The organism is Lelliottia sp. GFLA7, assembly GCF_056490165.1.
On the sequence record NZ_JBWLAQ010000023.1, the window covers coordinates 1 to 605 of the forward strand.

General features: G+C 66.9%; 1 protein-coding gene. It reads left to right on the forward strand.

Translation table 11 applies throughout. The features are described 5' to 3' along the window. Positions 1–62: 62 nt before the first annotated feature. Positions 63–605: aminotransferase class I/II-fold pyridoxal phosphate-dependent enzyme (locus tag AC07RN_RS20935; RefSeq protein WP_478337209.1), on the forward strand; the 543-nt coding region annotated here is incomplete at its 3' end.

Below are 605 nucleotides of genomic sequence, written 5' to 3' on the forward strand. Positions count from 1 at the left end.
GTCCGGGGCCCGCGCCCGAAGGCGGCCGATTTCCGTTTGCGCCCGAGTGGAATCATGGTTGCGTGAGCACTCCAGATTCCGTCCGCCATCATCGGCCGCAGCGCGCTCTCGAGCAGTCCACCAAACTGCAGAACGTGCTGTACGAGATCCGGGGGCCGGTGCACGCGCACGCGGCGCGCCTGGAGGCCGAGGGCCATCGGATCCTCAAGCTCAACATCGGCAACCCCGCCCCGTTCGGGTTCGAGGCGCCCGATGTGATCATGCGCGACATGATCGCGGCTCTGCCCTACGCGCAGGGCTATTCGGAGTCCAAGGGCATCCTGTCCGCGCGCCGCGCGATCGTCACCCGGTACGAGCTGGTGCCCGGGTTCCCCGAACTCGACGTCGACGACATCTACCTCGGCAACGGCGTCTCCGAGCTCATCACGATGACGATGCAGGCGCTGCTCGACGACGGTGACGAGGTGCTCATCCCGGCGCCGGACTACCCGCTGTGGACGGCGATGACGAGCCTGTCGGGCGGCACCCCGGTGCACTACCTGTGCGACGAGCAGAACGACTGGAACCCGGACATCGCGGACATCGAGTCCAAGATCACCGACAAG